The organism is Methylobacterium sp. AC832 (genome assembly GCF_979256025.1).
This window is the reverse complement of the sequence record NZ_CEEDMV010000002.1, coordinates 333,599-350,192: the sequence shown is the minus strand read 5'-3', so window position 1 is coordinate 350,192 and position 16,594 is coordinate 333,599. Positions and strand designations below refer to the sequence as shown.

At 67.7% G+C, this 16,594-nt stretch carries 14 protein-coding genes; 12 read left to right on the top strand and 2 right to left on the bottom strand.

The genetic code is table 11. From position 1 onward, the window contains the following. The first annotated feature begins 197 nt into the window (after positions 1-197). The 7 genes from AC0IXR_RS08870 to AC0IXR_RS08840 all read left to right on the top strand — a co-directional run bounded on the left by AC0IXR_RS08870 (position 198) and on the right by AC0IXR_RS08840 (position 8,478). Positions 198-1,883: a methyl-accepting chemotaxis protein gene (locus tag AC0IXR_RS08870; protein WP_471760441.1), complete on the top strand. Its 1,686-nt coding sequence runs from the start codon at positions 198-200 to the stop codon at positions 1,881-1,883. A gap of 228 nt (positions 1,884-2,111) precedes the next feature. Beyond that, positions 2,112-3,362, top strand: a complete 1,251-nt coding sequence (locus AC0IXR_RS08865; protein WP_471760440.1) for an urea ABC transporter substrate-binding protein — start codon at positions 2,112-2,114, stop codon at positions 3,360-3,362. An 11-nt stretch (positions 3,363-3,373) separates the two neighbouring features. Beyond that, positions 3,374-4,240, top strand: a complete 867-nt coding sequence (locus AC0IXR_RS08860; RefSeq protein ID WP_311273805.1) for an ABC transporter permease subunit — start codon at positions 3,374-3,376, stop codon at positions 4,238-4,240. After that, positions 4,237-5,325, top strand: a complete 1,089-nt coding sequence (locus AC0IXR_RS08855; protein ID WP_471760439.1) for a branched-chain amino acid ABC transporter permease — start codon at positions 4,237-4,239, stop codon at positions 5,323-5,325. The genes AC0IXR_RS08860 and AC0IXR_RS08855 overlap by 4 nt, the downstream gene beginning before the upstream one ends. After that, positions 5,322-6,089: an ATP-binding cassette domain-containing protein gene (locus tag AC0IXR_RS08850; RefSeq protein WP_471760438.1), complete on the top strand. Its 768-nt coding sequence runs from the start codon at positions 5,322-5,324 to the stop codon at positions 6,087-6,089. Before AC0IXR_RS08855 ends, AC0IXR_RS08850 begins: the two co-directional genes overlap by 4 nt. 8 nt (positions 6,090-6,097) lie before the next feature. Continuing rightward, positions 6,098-6,865, top strand: coding sequence for an ABC transporter ATP-binding protein (locus AC0IXR_RS08845; RefSeq protein ID WP_471760437.1), 768 nt, complete (start codon positions 6,098-6,100; stop codon positions 6,863-6,865). Between the two features lie 56 nt (positions 6,866-6,921). Continuing rightward, positions 6,922-8,478: an amidase gene (locus AC0IXR_RS08840; protein WP_471760436.1), complete on the top strand. Its 1,557-nt coding sequence runs from the start codon at positions 6,922-6,924 to the stop codon at positions 8,476-8,478. 199 nt (positions 8,479-8,677) lie between these two features. Here AC0IXR_RS08840 and AC0IXR_RS08835 read toward each other — a convergent pair whose 3' ends face one another. Together AC0IXR_RS08835 and AC0IXR_RS08830 are read right to left on the bottom strand one after the other, a co-directional pair. Beyond that, positions 8,678-9,451 carry an MOSC domain-containing protein gene (locus AC0IXR_RS08835; RefSeq protein ID WP_056453071.1) on the bottom strand — a complete coding sequence of 258 codons (774 nt, stop codon included), beginning with the start codon at positions 9,449-9,451 and terminating at the stop codon, positions 8,678-8,680. A 176-nt stretch (positions 9,452-9,627) separates the two neighbouring features. Next, the gene (locus tag AC0IXR_RS08830) at positions 9,628-10,998 is read right to left on the bottom strand and encodes a carbohydrate porin (RefSeq protein ID WP_405030535.1); all 1,371 of its coding nucleotides are present in this window, start codon (positions 10,996-10,998) and stop codon (positions 9,628-9,630) included. 815 nt (positions 10,999-11,813) lie between these two features. Here AC0IXR_RS08830 and AC0IXR_RS08825 point away from each other — a divergent pair. The 5 genes from AC0IXR_RS08825 to hisN are packed head-to-tail and all read left to right on the top strand — an operon-like array spanning position 11,814 to position 16,583. Next, a complete protein-coding gene (locus AC0IXR_RS08825) occupies positions 11,814-12,566 on the top strand; it encodes a DeoR/GlpR family DNA-binding transcription regulator (RefSeq protein WP_056427119.1) in 753 nt (250 codons plus the stop codon). Beyond that, positions 12,541-13,863 carry an allantoate amidohydrolase gene (locus AC0IXR_RS08820; RefSeq protein WP_471760435.1) on the top strand — a complete coding sequence of 441 codons (1,323 nt, stop codon included), beginning with the start codon at positions 12,541-12,543 and terminating at the stop codon, positions 13,861-13,863. The genes AC0IXR_RS08825 and AC0IXR_RS08820 overlap by 26 nt, the downstream gene beginning before the upstream one ends. Continuing rightward, the gene (locus tag AC0IXR_RS08815) at positions 13,860-14,810 is read left to right on the top strand and encodes a phosphotransferase family protein (protein ID WP_471760434.1); all 951 of its coding nucleotides are present in this window, start codon (positions 13,860-13,862) and stop codon (positions 14,808-14,810) included. The genes AC0IXR_RS08820 and AC0IXR_RS08815 overlap by 4 nt, the downstream gene beginning before the upstream one ends. A 34-nt stretch (positions 14,811-14,844) precedes the next feature. Beyond that, positions 14,845-15,783, top strand: coding sequence for a choline kinase family protein (locus AC0IXR_RS08810; protein WP_207411915.1), 939 nt, complete (start codon positions 14,845-14,847; stop codon positions 15,781-15,783). Next, on the top strand, positions 15,783-16,583 hold the full coding sequence (gene hisN / locus AC0IXR_RS08805) for a histidinol-phosphatase (protein WP_471760432.1): 801 nt from the start codon (positions 15,783-15,785) through the stop codon (positions 16,581-16,583). The genes AC0IXR_RS08810 and hisN overlap by 1 nt, the downstream gene beginning before the upstream one ends. The last annotated feature ends 11 nt before the right edge of the window (positions 16,584-16,594 follow it).

The window sequence follows — 16,594 nt, the reverse complement described above, 5'->3', positions numbered from 1 at the left end:
CGAACAAGTGCATGCATCTTCTAGCCGACTATACGAGAAAGACCGGTTAAATTGCAGATGTAGGAATTAAAACCTTATCTATGTGGAAACAAAAGTCTCATCACGTCGGTATTTAGCTTTAGAAAATATTCAGACCTTCGGTGGATCTTGGGGGTGGACATTCTCCATACATTCCCCCTCTGTCGCGGAACGCCGTCATGCTGAGCCGTCTTTCCCTGCGCGCGCGCCTCATCGGCGCCTTCGCGGTCACGACGCTGTTTCTGCTCGGGATGGGGGCGGTCGCGCTGACGGCAACACGGACGATCAACGCACAGTTGGTGGCAGTCCAGTCGGATGCCCTGCCGAGCGTCGCCAAGGCCGGTGAGATCTCCGGCTGGGTCGCGCGCTACGCGATCAGCATCTACCGCCATCTGGCCGCGATCGACCCCGATTCGAAGAAGCGCTACGATTCCGAGATCGTCGAGCGGCAGGGCAGGGTCACGCGCGTGCTGGCCGATTACGCTCCCCTCGCGACCTCCGCGCGCGAGCGAGCGATCTACGACCGCCTCAACGCGACCTGGCTCGACTACCTCAAGGAGAACAAGCCGATCCTCGACCTCTCGCGCAGCGGGATGAACGAGGATGCGCTCGAGCGGATGCAGGGCAGATCGACCGAGCTTCAGCGCCTGAGCACCTCGCTGGCCGACCAGCTCGTGACCGTCAACAACGAGGCCGCGGAAGCATCCCGGATCGAAGGACGGGAAGCCTTCGCCCGCACAGAGACCATCGTCCTCGGCGCCGGCATCGGCGGCCTCGTGCTCTCGGCCCTGCTCGCGTTCTGGATCGTCCGCGGTGTTACCGGAGGCATCGCCTCGGTGGTCCAGCCCATGCAGGCGCTGGCCTCGGGCGACCTGTCGGTGGCGATCCCGCGCCAGGGTGAGGGGACCGAGATCGGCACGATCGCGGATGCGGTGCAGGTGTTCAAGACACGCCTCATCGAGATGAGGGCGATGGAAGAGGAGACCGTGCTGGCACGGGCGGGCGCCGAAGCCCAGCGCCACGCCGCCATGCATCAGATGGCGGGGGATTTCGAACAGGCCGTGGGCGGCATCATCGGCACCGTGGCGGCGTCGGCGAACCAGCTCCAGGGCACGGCGCAATCGATGACGACGACGGCCACGCAGACCGCCTCGCAATCCCTGGCGGTCGCGGCGGCAGCCGAGCAAGCGGCCTACAACGTCAACACGGTGGCGGCCGCGACGGAGCAGCTCGGCTCCTCGGTGCAGGAAATCGGCCGTCAGGTCGACGGATCGGCCCGGCTCGCCACCCTCGCGGTGAACGAGGCGGCCCGGACCGCCTCCCTCGTCCAGGAGCTCAGCCTGGCGGCGGGCAAGATCGGCGACGTCGTCTCGATCATCTCGGAGATCGCCGGACAGACCAACCTGCTGGCGCTGAACGCCACCATCGAGGCGGCGCGGGCCGGTGAATCGGGCCGGGGCTTCGCCGTGGTCGCCGCCGAGGTGAAGCAGCTCGCCAGCCAGACGACGCGGGCCACCCAGGAGATCGGCGACCAGATCGGCCGCATCCAGACCTCCACGGGAGAGGCGGTCGCGGCGATCGGAACCATCGCCGCGCGGATCGGCGAGATCAGTACCGTCGCCACCTCCATCGCCGCGGCCGTCGAGGAACAGGGTGCCGCGACACAGGAGATCGTCCGCAACGTCGCTCAGGCGGCCGTCGGGACGGGTGAGGTCACCACCAACATCTCCAGCGTGGCGAACGCGGCCGAGGAGACCGGCGCCGCCGCGAGCCAGGTCCTGGCCTCGGCCTCCGACCTGTCGCAGCAATCCGAGCATCTCAGTCTCGAGGTCGCCCGCTTCCTCGCCACCGTGCGAGCCGCCTGACCGACCACGCGGGACGCTCTCCGCGCCGATGCGGGACGTGCGTGATCTGTGGCTTTCATGCCTTGAGGCGAGGCGAAACGGCCCCCGGCCTGCCTATGGAGGAGGCATCCGGCGCGCTCGCCCGACCTTGCCCGTAATGTGAGATTTGTTGGCATCGATCTTGTTACGTCACTCCGGCGCGGCCGGCGGCGATCGTCCGTGCAGACGGCACGAAGCGGAGTGATGTTGATGACCAAGGGCACGATGAACCGTCGCCATGCGCTCAAGCTCGGTTTGGCGGGGGCGGGCGGCGCGGTGGCGATGCCGTTCTTTGCCCGGAACGGGTTGGCGGCGGAGCCGATCAAGCTCGGCAGCCTCCTCGACGGGACCGGGGCGCTCGGCCTCGAAGGCAAGCGGATGATCGAGACCACCGAATACACGGTGGAGCTCCTCAACAAGGCCGGCGGCCTGCTGGGCCGTCCGATCAAGCTGATCGCCTACGACACCCAGTCCAACATGCAGCTCTATACGCAATACGCCCAGACCCTCGCCCTGAAGGACAAGGTCGACGTCATCCAGGGCGGCATCACCTCGGCCTCGCGCGAGGCGATCCGGCCGATCTTCGGCCGTTCCAAGACCCTCTATTTCTACAACACCCAGTACGAGGGCGGTGTCTGCGACCGCAACGTCTTCTGCACCGGCTCGACCCCGGCCCAGACCGTCAACCACATCGTCGATTACGCCCTCAAGAACTGGGGCAAGAAGGCCTACATCATCGCCGCGGACTACAATTACGGCCACATCACCGCGAGCTGGATGACGAAGTTCATGAAGGATGGCGGCGGCTCCGTGGCCGGCACCGACTTCTTCCCCCTCGACGTCACGAACTTCTCCTCCGCCATCAGCCGCATCCAGCAGGCGCAGCCGGAGATCGTCCTCTCCGCCCTCGTCGGCGCCAACCATTCGGGCTTCTACCGGCAGTGGGACGCCGCCGGCATGAAGGGCAAGATCCCCATGGGCGCCAGCGTGTTCGGCCTCGGCGACGAGCTGACCACCATGGACACCTCCACCACCAACGGCATCCTCACCTGCTACGGCTGGTACAACGACCTCGACACGCCCGCGAGCAAGGCCTTCGTCGCCGGCATGCAGGGGAAGTTCGGCGCCGACGTCACCGATCTCAGCGAGCTCGACACCGCCACCTACGAAGGCATCATGTTCTGGGCGGAAGGGGTGAAGAAGGCCGGCTCGGTCGAGCGCGACGCCGTCGTGGCGGCGCTGGAGAGCGGCATCACCATTGACTCACCCACGGGCAAGGTGACGATGGATCCGGGCACCCACCACACCATCCGCAACACCTATCTCGCCCGGCCCAAGGACCGGAAATGGGAGCAGCTGGCGGCCTTCCCGGATTCGTTCCCGGCCGATACCGGCGGCGCCTGCGACCTCGTCAAGAATCCGCGCATGAACAAGCAGTTCACGCCCGACCTGAAGGGCTGAGGCGCCTCTTCATGGATCTCGCGGGGCTCCTGACCTTCAACGTCGCCACCGGCATCGCCACCCTGGTCCTGATCACCCTCGGTCTCGGGGTGATCTACGGCATGATGCGCATCATCAACCTCGCCCACGGCGAGTTCATGATGCTCGGCGCCTATACCGCCGTGATGGCGAACGGCGCCGGGGTGAACATCTGGATCGCCATGCTGGTCCTGCCGCCCCTGGTGGTGGGGGCGGTGGGGCTGATCCTCGAACGCACCGTCATCCGCTTCCTCTACGGACGGATGATGGACACGATGCTGGCGACCTGGGGCATCAGCCTCGGGTTGATCGGCCTGATCACCACGCTCTACGGCAACGTCGTGCGGGGCGTCTCGACCCCGGTCGGGAGTTTCGAGATCGGCCGCTACGGCGCCAGCCTCTACAGCCTCGTCATCATCGCCACGGCGCTCGCCGTACTGACGGGCATGTTCCTCCTCCTGCGCATGACGAAGTTCGGGCTGATCCTGCGCGCCACCATGCAGAACCCGCGCATGGCCGCCGCCATGGGCGTCTCGCCCGACCGCATCTACATGGCGACGTTCGGCCTCGGCGCGGCCCTCGCGGGGCTGGCCGGCGGAATCCTCGCCCCGATCTCGGGCGTCTCCCCCTCCATGGGGGCGGCCTACATTTCCCGCGCCTTCATCACGGTGCTGGGCGGCGGTCCCGCCATCGTCACGGGCACGGGTCTCGCCTCCTCGGTGTTCGGGTTCATCAACGAACTGGTCTCGTTCAGGACCACGCCCGTCATCGGCGACGTCGCCCTCCTCGTCGCCGCGATCCTGCTGATCCGCGTGCTGCCGCAGGGCATCACCGGCCGCTACCTGAGGCGCAGCCTATGAATCCCGTCGACCGTCGCTCCGCAGGGGGCTTCCTCGCGACCCTCTGCGTCATGCTCGGCCTCCTGTTCGGGGCGCCGCACATCCTCGACACGTTCGGCCTCGTCCAGGCCACGGGCTTTGCAGCACTCGCCATGTTCGCCCTGAGCCAGGGCTTCATCTGGGGCTATGGCGGGGTGATGTCGTTCGGGCAGGCCGCCTTCCTGGGGCTCGGCGGCTACGCCTACGCCGTCTCCATGATCAATATGGGCGACAGCACGCTGCCGATCCTCATCGCCATCCTGGTGCCGACCCTGTTCGCGGGTCTGCTCGGCTACTTCATGTTCTACGGCCGTATCTCGGACGCCTATATCGGCGTCATCACCCTCACCGTCTCGGTGATCCTGTTCCAGCTCGTGAACACCACCTCCGGCAGCCAGTACCGGATCGGCGAGGCGGAACTCGGCGGGTTCAACGGCATCCCGGCGATCCCCGCCCTCAACAAGCTCGGCGACGCGGGCAACCCGCTCGACAATGACGGCATCTGGTACGCCGCCATGGGCGCGCTAATTCTGGTCTACGCGCTGTTGCGCTGGGTGCTGGCCAGCCGCTTCGGCCGTGTCGTGGTGGCGATCCGCGAGAACGAGACCCGGGCGCAGCTCATCGGCTACGATCCGCGCCTGTACAAGCTCCTCGCCTTCATGATTTCGGGCGCCGTCGCCGGGCTCGCGGGCTGCCTCTACGCCAATTGGGGCGGCTTCATCAGCCCCACCGTGTTCGGCCTGTCGATGTCGGCGCAGGTCATCATCTTCGTGCTGGTGGGCGGCCTCGGCACCCTCGTCGGCCCGATGCTCGGCGCGGTGCTGATCCAGTGGCTCATCATCGAGGCCGGTTCGCAGAACGTGGTCGATTCCAATCTCGGCCTCGGCATCGTCCTCGTGGCGTTCGTCCTGCTGATCCCGCAGGGGCTCCTGCCGGTGGTGAGGAACCTGCTGATGCGCTTTCCCGAACTCGTCACCAAGGTCTTCAGGACCAAAATCGTCGAGGCGAAGGCGGGCAAACCCGCCGATCCCGCCCGCGAGGCGCTGGCAGGGGAGGTCCGGCCATGAGCATCACCACGACAGCGACGGCGCCGGCTTCCTCAATCCGCCCGCCGCTTCGCCCCCTCGTCGAGGCCAAGGGCGTCACCATGCGCTTCGGCGGCGTGACGGCGGTGGGCAATGTCGACTTCACCCTCCGCGAGGTGGAGCTGCGCTGCCTCATCGGCCCCAACGGCGCGGGCAAGAGCACCTTCTTCAAGATGCTCACCGGCCAGTTGACGCCGAGCGAGGGCAGCATCCGCTTCCGCGACACGGACATCACCGGGGCCGAGCCGCACCGCATCGCGAGGCTCGGCGTCGGCATCAAGACCCAGGTGCCCAACGTCTTCAACGGCCTGTCGGTGCGCGAGAACGTGTTCGTGGCGGCCGGGCGGCGCAAGTCGATCGCCCGGACGCGCTCCATCGTCGACGAGACGCTGACGCGGCTCCAGCTCACGGCCATCGCCGAACGCAATGTCGGCCAGCTCGCCCACGGCCAGCGCCAATGGGTCGAGATCGCCACCGTGCTGGCCCAGGAACCGGAGCTGATCCTCCTCGACGAGCCGGCCGCCGGCATGACCCATGACGAGGTCCACCGTACCGCCGAGCTCATCCGCGAGATCAACCGCACCCATGCCCTCATCGTGGTGGAGCACGACATGCCCTTCATCCGGATGATCGCCAGGACCGTCACCGTCTTCAACCAGGGCCGCATCCTGATGGAGGACAGCGTGGAACGGGTGCTCGCCGACCAGCGCGTCCGCGACGTCTATCTCGGCAAGCAGGCCGCATGAGCCGCACGATGAACGCGATCCCGCCGATCCCGCTCTCCACCGGCCCGAACGCCGTCCCGGCGGTGAAGCCGGCGCTCCTGTCCGCCGAGGGCTTGCATTCCGGCTATGGCCGCATCCCGATCCTCGGCGGCGTCTCGCTCACCGTGGGGGAGGGCGAGTTCGTCGGCATCCTCGGCCATAACGGCATGGGCAAGACGACCCTGCTGCGCACCCTGATGGGCTACCTGACCGTCACCGCCGGCCGCATCCGCCTCGGGGGCGAGGACATCGCCCGGCGCTCGCCCACGGCGCGGGCGCGGCTCGGCATGGGGTTCGTGCCTCAGGGCCGGGAAATCTTCGCGACCTTGAGCGTGCGCGAGAACCTGCGCATGGGCTGCCTCCTCTCCGACAGGGACGAGGACGAGACCATCGCGGACATCCTCACCGTCTTCCCCCGGCTGAAGGCCTATCTCGACCGGCCGGGCGGGGCGCTGTCGGGGGGCGAGCAGCAATTGCTGGCGCTGGCCCGCTGTCTCTGCGGCAATCCCCGCATCCTTCTCCTCGACGAACCGACGGAGGGGATCCAGCCCTCGATCATCGAGGAGATCATCGAGACGCTGCAGGCGATCGGCCGGGCGCGCGGCCTGACGATCCTCCTCGTCGAGCAGAACCTCACCTTCATCGCCGGCCTCTCGGAGCGGGTGCTGATCCTGCAGAAGGGCGTCGTCACCCGTGAGATCCCGCCCGAGATCGCCCGTGACCGGGCGATGATCGAGGAATTCGTCGGCATGGAATGAGGCCGCCGGCCTCATCCCGTACAGCCTTTCCCTTCCAACCAAGGAGACATCCAGCGATGGCTGCCGAACCGACGCTAAGCCCCGACCTCGACATCGTCGAGATGACCCTGGCCGACGTGGCCGACGCTTTCGCCAGCGGCGTCACCTCGGAGGCGCTGACGCTGGCCTTCCTCGACCGGATCGCCGCCTACAACCCGCATTACAACGCCATCATCGTCATGAACCCGCAGGCGCTGGACGACGCCCGCGCCATCGACGCGCGCCGCGCCGCGGGCGAGGCGCTGGGACCGCTGGCGGGCGTGCCGGTGGTGATCAAGGACCCGATGGACATGGCCGGGCTGCCGACCACGGCGGGCTGGCGCTTCCTCAGCGCGCAAGCCGGCGGCGTCGACCTGATCCCCGAGACCGACTCGCCCGTCGTGGCGCGGATGCGGGCGGCCGGCTGCGTCATGCTCGGCAAGACCAACGTCCCCGTTCTCAGCGCCACCGGCAGCCACGCCAACGACAGCTGGGCCGGACCGACCCTGAATTCGGCGGCGCCCGATTGCCTGCCGGGCGGCAGCAGCGCCGGCACGGCCACGGCGGTGGGCGCCAGCCTCGCGGTGCTCGGCCTCGCCGAGGAGACCGGTGGCTCGATCCAGAACCCGGCCTCGGCGCAGGGGCTGGTCGGTATCAAGCCGACCTTCGCCCTCGTCCCCAATGCCGGCGTGGTGCCGCTGGCCGGCAGCACCCGCGATGTGGTCGGCCCCATCGCCCGCTGCGTGCGCGATGCCGCCCTGACCCTCGACGTGCTGGCCGGCTACACCGCCGCCGACCCCAAGACAGTAGCGGGCATCGGAAAGCGGCCCAAGGGCGGCTACACCTCGAAGCTCGACGGGAACGGGCTGCAGGGCAAGCGCCTCGGCCTGTTCGGTCCCGGCTGGCGCGACCTGCCGCTCTCGTCCGAGGCGACGGACCTCTACGCGCGGGCGCAAAGCGAGATCACCGCCTGCGGCGCGACCCTGGTCGCCGATCCGTTCGCCGGCACGGGCTTCGCCGCCCTCGCCGAGCCCACCGAGGGCCTGAACTATTTCGATGCCCGCGGCATGGAATCCGTGCCCTACGACCTGCATCTCTACCTGGAGCGCCTCGGGTCGAGCGCGGCGCTGCCGAGTGTCGCGGCCTTCGCCGAGGCGACGGCGGACGAGGATGCGTTCGGCCCCAAGGGCGTGCTGCGCTACCTGCACCAATATCCGGTCTTCGAGGCGATCCTGGCCGACCCGACGCGGCCGCCCGACCTGTCGGACTTCCTCGCCCTCAGAGAGGCTTATCTCGACATCTTCAACCGGGTCATGGACGAGAATGGGCTCGACGGGCTCGCCTTCCCGCAGATGCGCGATGAACTGCCGCCCCTGCATGGCGGTCTTGCCATCAACGAGACCACGGTCTGCGAGATCAACATCGCCGGCCTGCCCGGGGTGACGCTGCCGGCCGGGGCCTATGCCAGCGGCTCGCCGTTCAACCTGATCTTCGTGGGCCGGATGTGGAGCGAGGCCGACCTCCTCGGCTTCGCCTATGCCTACGAGGCGGCCACCGGCTACCGCAAGGCGCCGAGCCTGGTGAGGCCAAGCTGAGGACGGAGCGCGCGATCGAGCCCTCCTCCCCCTTGTGGGGAGGAGTTGGAGGTGGGGGTGGTCGAGCGACCCTCAGCTTACGGAGGCTGGCGGAGCCACCCCCATTCCTAACCTCTCCCCACAAGGGGGAGAGGGACGCGCTCTGCCTGCAGACGTGGATGAGCGGATCCAGAAGCCCACAAGAGAGATTGGACCTCCCTCAGCCGAGGGTGACACCATCCGCCGTGGCGATCGTCCCGCCCTCGACGACCTCGAGATAGATCCCGAGGTCCACATGCCCGAAATGCTTCATGATGGCTTTCGGCAGGTTCGCGTCGCGCTCGGCGGTCTTCGGGTTGACGTTGACGGCGCCGCACCGCGGCGTGCGGGCGAGGCCGCGCAGGCGCACCGGGCCGATGCTCAGTTCGCGCCCCACCCAATCGAGCTCCTGCCACGGCTCCAGCCCGTCGAGATGGATGTTGGCGCGGAAGCGCAGGGGATCGAGCTCCTGCCCCGTCGCCTCGGACAGCGCCCGCACCGAGGCGAGGTTCACCACCGAGATCGCCCGCATCATCACCGGTGAGAGCACGCTGGCATCGGTGAACTTGTGGTTCTCACTCCGCACGAGGCGGGGTCGCCCGCGCGTCTCCTCGCCGAGGTAATCGGCGAAGAAATCCTCCGTCCCGACGCGTCCGGTCTCGGTGGAGAGGTCGGCGGCGAACACCTCCTCCCCGCCGCGCCGGATCGTCAGGCGATGGCTTTCGGGGTCGAGCCGCGTCGCGAGGGAAGCCAGCGCCGTGTTGTTGCGCAGCATCAGGAAGAAGCCCTTGTCCAGGGGCTCCGGCCTCGCAGGGTCGAACCGGGTGGTCCCCAGCGCCAGGGCGTATTCCCGGTCATGGGCGAGCCCGTCCTGCGGGGTGACGCTCAGGCGTGTCAGGGCCTCGGCCGACAGACCCTTGATCGGATAGCGGTAGAGGGCGTCGACGGCGGGCATGGCGGGTTCCTCGAAGATGTGCACCCTCGATGCCGGGGGCGGGGGCAATGCGCCATACGCTGTTTTGCGCAGGGGATTCGGGTCCGGCATCGACGATGCGCCGGAAACGAAAAAGCCGGCTCCGCGCGAACGGAGCCGGCTCTCTGACGATGGCGAAGCCGCAGGCCCCCGAGAGCCTAGCCCGGCGCGAGGCCGAGCAGGGTGCCGAGGGGAACGACGAGGGTGAAGCCGCCGTAGAAGCCGTCCTTGGCGCGGCGGGCGGTGTAGGGGTTCCAGTACGAGTTCGGATTGACGACGTACTGCACCACCGGCTCGAGGATGACGCCCTTACCCAGGTCGAAATGGGCGTTGACCTCGAACACGAACTTGTCGCGCGAATAGGGTTCGCCGGTGCCGCCGGAGATGAAGTTCGCATCCGACAGGAAGGCGGCGTAGTTTTCGTTCAGCCGCTGCCAATTGGCCTTGATGCCGTAGGTGTCGTTGGGCCGGCTCTGGTCGGGGGCCTGCAGGAGTAGGCCGGCGAAGGAGTTGAAGCGGATCGGGATCGTCGGGTCGAAGGCGTAGCCGGTGCCGGTATAGGCCGAGATCGCGGTGGGATGCGGGTTGCTCGCATCGCTTCCGCCATCGGCCCGCCACAGGGTCTGCGTGCCCGTGAGGACGACGCCCGACGTGCCGGATTTCTGCAGCGACGGCGTGCCGGGGTTGAGGCCCTTCGAGGTGCCGGCGATGGTCTTGAAGTTATCGTCGTGGTCAGCTGTGTTGTAGAAGCCGGTGAGCGAGACGCGGCCGGGATAGGCCTCCATCGTATAGTCGGTCTTGCGGCCGATCTCGGTCATCACGACGGCGCCGGCCAGGCGCTCGTAGCCGAAATCGTAGCCCGACAGGACATTGGTGCCGGGATTCACGCTGAAGGCGCCGGCCTGGATGTAGGTGGTCGGCGAGATCTTGTAGGCGATGTTGGCGCCCCAGACGGCGAAGAGCGGCGAGGTGAAGCCGGCATTGAAGTAGAACATGTCCTGAAAACAGGAATTGATCGAGTTGCACGGCGGCAGGCCGTAATAACGGTCCGGATGCGTGCGGCCGACCTCGACCACGAGGCGGTCGTCGAGGAGCTTCTGCTGGTAGGTCAGCAGCGAGAGGCGGGTGCTGTTGGGCGTGTAGGGCGGCTGGTAGCCCACCGTGGTGTCGCCGATGTCACCGGCCATGTTGAGGTTGCGCACGAGGCCGAAGAACGTCTGGGTGAAGTTGATCGAGCCTCCGGCGATGCCGGCGAGCTTCTGCATGTCGGCCGTCATGCTGAGCACGAAATAGGCCGAGTTCGATTGCTCGCCGGTCCGCAGGCCGGCGCTCGGATTGGCCTGATAGAAGTCGTAGATATTGACGTCGAAGGTGAGCCCGCGCGCTGCCATATCGGTGGCCCAGGGCGCGAGCGGCCCGACGCGCACCGGATCGGCGGGTTTCTCCGCCACTTCGCGGGTGGTGCGCGGCTGCGTCTGGACGTTGAACTCGCCCACCGGAGACGCCGTCTGCGCCTCGGCGGAAAGCATGCCCGCCGCGAGGAACGCGCCGCCGAGGAGCACCGGAAGCCCGGGTCGGCGAGCCGGAGGCGCGAAGGGCGCGCGTCCGAGTGTCTCTGTCGCGTCTGTCGGCATCGTCGAGCGTCCCCATTCTGCTGTTCCCCGCACCGCTCGATCACGTGCTCGTCGAAGGAGCCCAAGAGCGGGGAATTGTGAGATTGGGAGAGTTCAGCAAGGCCAATGCCACAGCGGAGAGCGAAACCGATAAAAGTTCCACTCCCCGTCCAAATTCTTCGAAATACACGGTGGGATTGAACCACAGCAGTCGAAAGACTGATATTCAACCAGCAGAGGCCGTCCTGACAGGCCCTTTAGCGTAAACTCCCAGCATCTCGATGGACGAGGAGGGCACGGAAACGGGCAGTCGTGATCCTGTAGACGGCAAAAGGCAGAAAATTCAGGCAATCCCCCATAAATCCCACAAATCGGTCAGTTTCAGATTGACAGAATCACCATGCCGGGGACTTTTTCGCCAACCTCGTTCCAGCGCCCGTTTCGCTGAAAGCGACAGCGTCATCCCTCGTCATCCCGGTTCAGGCAGCGTGATCCAGGCGTCATGATCAATCGGACAGGACATGCCGGCATGTGGGATCTGCCCGACCCTGCCTCTCCACGGCTCGCCATTCGAGGCGGTTGTCCAGAGCCGGCATCGATGGCGGCCCTGGCCGGCACGGCCGGTGCGTCTGCAATCTCTGTGGGAAATACCGTGCGGGACACGCGTTTTCCTGCGGCCTCGCCCCATCAAAATCGCTACGCTTCAGCGAAATGGGGAGACGCCGAGGCCGATGCTGACCGACCACCGCTATCAGGAGATCCTGTCCCGTCTGAACGGAACGGGTCGGGTGGGCGTCTCCGACGTCGCCGCCTATCTCAGGGTTTCCGAGGAGACCATCCGGCGCGACCTGAAGGTCCTGGAGGAGCGCGGCGTCCTGCGCCGGATCCATGGCGGCGCGGTGCCGCCGCGCCTGGACCAGGACCGGCCTCTGCACGAGCGGGGCAAGACCAACCCGCGCGAGAAGGCGAAGGTGGCGGCCAATGCCGAGGGGCTGATCCGCGACGGGATGTCGGTCTTCATCGACACGGGCACCACGACGCTCGCTTTCGCCCGCCGCCTCAGCGGCCGCAACCTCACGGTGACGACGAATTCCATCGACGTTGCGCTCCATCTCGGCAACGGCCCCGCCCGGGTGAACCTGACGCCGGGAATGCTGCGGGCGCGGGACAACGCCCTCGTGGGCTACGAGACGGTGGCCTACGCGCAGCGGTTCTATTTCGACATCGCCTTCATGGGCATCGCGGCCTGCGACCTCACCCATGGCTGGATGGATTACGAGGAGCACGAATCCGCCCTGCGGAAGGTGCTTCGCGGCCAGGCACGCCAGAGCGTGCTTCTCGCCGATTCCCGCAAGTTCGGCCGTCAGGCCAACCTCTGCACCTTCGGGCTCTCGGAACGGCTCACCCTCGTCACCGACCGGCCGCCGCCGCAGCCGTTCCTGGATCATTTCACCCAGCATGACATCGATCTCATCAGTTCCTGACGCAGCTGCGGCGGCCGGCGCGTTCCACGCGCTCTTCGAAGAGATCTCCGCCTGCGGCGCGACACCCGGCGGCGGCATCACCCGGCTCTGTGCGTCGGCCGAGGACGGACAGGCCCGTCGCGTTTTCGCCAATTCCGCCCGCGAGGCCGGCGCCGAGATCCTCCTCGACGCGGTGGGCAACCAATTCGCCGTCTTCCCTCTCACCGACGGTCCCGGTGCCCCGCTGGTGATGATGGGCTCCCATCTCGACAGCCAGCCGAAGGCCGGCCGCTTCGACGGGACCTACGGCGTGGCAGCGGCCGCCGGCATCGGTGCCGCCCTGATGCGGGCGCGGCGCGCCGGCGAGACCTTCACGGCGGATTTCTGCGCGGTGAACTGGACCGGCGAGGAGGGCGCGCGCTTCCGGCCGAGCCTCCTCGGCAGCGGCGCCTATGCGGGTGCGCGCCGGATCGAGGAGGCTTTGTCCAGCCGTGACGATGCCGGGATCACCCTGCGGGAGGCCCTGGGCGGGATCGGGTTCCTCGGCACGGACCGGCCGCCGCCGCTCCCGTCCTGCTACCTCGAACTCCACGTGGAGCAGGGCCTCGTCCTGGAGAACGCGAAGGCGACCATCGGCGTCGTCACCCGCAACTGGGGGGCGGCGAAGATCGACGTGGTCTTCACCGGCGAGCAGGCCCATACCGGCCCGACCCCGATGCCGCGCCGGCGCGATGCGCTGCTCGCCGCCGCCTATCTGATCGCCGAAGTAAGGGAGATCGCCGAGCGCTGGCCCGGCCGCTTCCATACCTCGGTGGGACGCATCCTGGTGGAGCCGAACTCCCCCAACGTGGTGCCCGCCCGGGTGGAGCTCAGCGTCGAACTGCGCTCGGCCGACGATCGCCTGCTCACCGATGCGAGCCTGATGGCGGAGGCGGCGATCACCGAGGCGGCGTGCCGCGCCGGCGTCGTGGCGGCGATTCCCGGCCGGACGCTGCGGCCGATCCGCAATCTGCCCGAGGCGGTGTGCGATCTCGTCTCCTCCTGCGCCGAGGAGGCGGCCTTGCGGTCGCTGCGCATGGATACGGTGGCCGGCCACGACGCGATCAGCCTGCTCGGCCAATGCCCGACCGGCATCGTCTTCGTCCCCAGTGTCGACGGCATCGCGCATAACGAGGCCGAACTGTCGCGGCCGGCGGATCTCGAAGCCGGGCTCGCGGTGGCCTTACGCGCCGCATGGCGCTTGTGCCGTAGCGGCGGCTCGCCGGAACGCGCCTTGCTCGTCAAACGGCCGAACGAGGCGTTCGGAGCGGAGCGATGATACAATACGGTGAGGCCGGCACTCCTTTCGACCATCGCGTCGAAGCCATCATCGCCACGCGGCCGGACTGGATCGCGCGCCAGCCTCGCTATGGGCTGGCCGCAGCACCGGTGGCATCCCCGACCCACCGGGCCGTGGCCTCGGACTGCGTCCAGCTCGCGTTCCGTGAGGGCGAGCCGGTCTTCCTCAAGCTCCGTCACGCCGATATGGCGGAGGATCTGACGCCTGTGGCGGCGCAGGCGGCCCGCAAGGCCGCACGCCTCGGCATCGCCCCGGAGGTGGTCCACGAGGCGGACGGGGCGCTCGGCCTCGCCTACCTGCCCGAGCCCTGGCGCTATGGCAGGGTCGGCGACCTTCAGGACGGCACCATTCTCGGCAAGGTTCTGGATGCCAAGGCACGGCTCCATGGCGACGGCCTACTAGGCCATCGATTCTGCCCCTTCGCGCGGATCGAACGCCTTGCCGCCGAGGCCCGTGCCGCCGACGCTCCGCTTCCCGACGGGACCGACCGGCTCGTGGCGACGATGGCGCTCGTGCGCGAGGCGATCCATGCCTCGGGCATCGACCTCGCCTTCTGCCACAACGACGGCATCGCCTCGAACATCATGATCGGGGAGGGCGAGATCCGTCTCGTCGATTTCGACCTCGCCGGCGACAACGACCCCTGGTTCGATCTCGGCGCCCTCCTCAACGAGGCCTGCCTCTTCGAGCCGGAGCGGCGCGAGGCGGTGGAGCATTATGCCGGCCGGTTCGACGAGCGCCTCTACAACCGCTGCCGCCTCTACGGCGCGGTCGATGACGTGATGGGCGGCCTCTGGGGCGTCACCCGTGCGGTCACCTCGGCGCGGAGCGGGATCGAGTTCTACAAATACGGAACCTGGCGGCTCCTGCACGGGCGCACGACCATCGGTTCACGCGATTTCGAAAGCTGGCTGCGCCGGCTGTGACACGGGCATTCGAAACGGGAGGCAGCGGACGGCGATGAGCTGGAAAGGCTTGGGCGACGGCATCAGCGAGGGCGAGCGCGCCCTGGAGGGCGTGCTGGCCGGCATCGCTGCCTGGCGGGGCCGGCCGATGCGCTACCGGCCGGTGGCGGGCGGGATCAGCAACACCAACTGGCGCGTCGCCATCGGGGACACGCAGGATTATTTCGTGAAGATGCCCGGCCGTGGCACCGAGATGTTCATCACCCGCGACTGCGCCAACGATGCCAGCCGGCGCGCGGAGGCCTGTGGCTACGGCGTCCAGGTCGTCGACTACCTGCCCGATGCCGGAGTCGAGATCTTCGCCTTCGTCGAGGGTTACCGCGCCTCCTCGAATCTCGACTTCCTGCGCCCCACTGTCCGCCACAACGCCGTGCGCGCCCTCAAGGCCTTCAACGATTCCGCGCCGCTCGGGCTGACGAAGACGATCTTCGAGATGATCGAGGAGCATGTCGAACAGGTCGCGGAGGTGGGCGGCCGGCTTCCCGCCGACCAGGCCCATCTGATGCGCTGCATGGCCGAGGCGAAAGCCGCGATGACGGCCTCCGGCCTCGATCTCGTGCCGTGCATGAACGATACGCTCGCCGGCAATTTCATGATCGACGAGGCCGACAGGGTGCTGCTCGTCGACTTCGAATACGCCTCCAACAACGAGCGCGCCTACGAGCTCGCCCTCTGGTTCGACGAGATGGCGTTCCCGGACACGATCGAACGCGAGATGATCGAGGCCTATTTCGGCCGCTGGACCCCCGAGATCGATGCGCGCATCGCGGTCCTGAAGGCGCTGGGCGATCTCAAATGGGCGACCTGGGCGATGATCCAGGAGGCCGTCTCGACCCTCGATTTCGACTATTACAAATACGGAACCTGGAAGCACATGCGGGCCCGAACCCTGTTCCACCATCCCGACTGGCCGCTCTGGCTGAGGCGCCTGTGATGGGTGTGGGTGCACCGCCGATCCTGTCCGGAGACGAGGCGGCGAAAGCGGACTTTCTCGCCTTCGCCCATCGCCTCGCGGATTTCGCCGCTCCGCTCGCCCGGCACTATTTCCGCACCGAACTGCCGGTGGAAGCCAAGGCGGATGCGAGCCCGGTCACCGCCGCCGACCGCGCCATCGAATCCCTGCTGCGCGCCGAGATCCGCAGCGTCTATCCCGACCACGGCATCCTCGGCGAGGAGGAGGGCGGTGATTTCGAGCGGCCGCTCACCTGGGTGATCGACCCGATCGACGGCACCAAGAGCTTCATCACCGGCATGCCGCTCTTCGGCACGCTCATCGCCCTGGTCTCCGGCGGACGGCCGATCGTCGGCGTCATCGACATGCCGGCACTCGGCGAGCGCTGGTGCGGAACCGGCGACGCCGCGTGGTTCGACGGCCGGCCCGCCCGGACGAGCGGCAGGCACCTTCACGAAGCCCGCCTGTTCGCGACCTCCCCGGACATTTTCGGGGGCACGGATGCGGAGGCCTTCGCACGGCTGAGCAGAGCGGTGGGCCTGCGCCGCTTCGGCGGCGATTGCTATGCCTACGGCCTTCTCGCCAGCGGTCATTGCGACCTCGTGGTGGAAGCGGGGCTCCAGGTCTACGACGTCATGGCCCTCGTGCCGGTGGTGGAGGGGGCGGGCGGGGTGATGACCGATTGGGACGGTCGCCCCCTGACCCCGGCTTTCGACGGACGGGTCGTGGCCGCGGCCAATGCCGGCCTCCACGCCGAGGCCCTCCGACACTTGCGAGCCTGATCCCCGCTCCT